This window comes from Brevibacillus borstelensis, assembly GCF_037834415.1.
Taxonomy (GTDB): Bacteria; Bacillota; Bacilli; order Brevibacillales; family Brevibacillaceae; genus Brevibacillus; species Brevibacillus borstelensis_A.
The window spans coordinates 1-438 of sequence record NZ_JAUMSJ010000121.1; the positions used below are offsets into that span (position 1 = coordinate 1).

Annotated in this window: 1 protein-coding gene; it reads left to right on the top strand. The window is 34.0% G+C overall.

Annotation, left to right across the window (positions count from 1 at the left end; genetic code table 11):
• Window positions 1–63 precede the first annotated feature (63 nt).
• The coding region (locus tag Q3F21_RS27225; RefSeq protein WP_340259733.1) for a hypothetical protein at window positions 64–438 on the top strand (375 nt) is incomplete at its 3' end.

Genomic DNA, 438 nt, shown 5'->3' on the forward strand with positions numbered 1-438 from the left:
TTACGGTGGAATGGGTGCAGATGGAGTTGTTATATATCAATAATCTCTAGGGGGTAACGAAATATGAAAAAGTTTATTTTAGCATCAACGGTTTCTTTAATGACTGTTTCTAGTTTATTTGTACCAAATATGCTTGTAAACGCGAAGGAAGAGAGGTCAGAAAAAAACACTTTAATTAAAGAGAAAATGCTCAATTCAATACAATTTTACGAAGATGTTAGAGGCAGCTTTAAGCACGTAACTCCAAATAGGGACATCATTGTCGAATTTGAAGTACAAGAAGGTAATAAACCGTATAGTCATGTCAAGGTAAAGGATAAGGGAGGTCTCATAAAAGAAACAATTTCTGATGAAACGAGGCTCATCTCTCTTTACAATAAAGAGAAAACCTATAAAAAAACCGAGAAGGCACCAATAAAACCTGAAAAGGTAAAAATG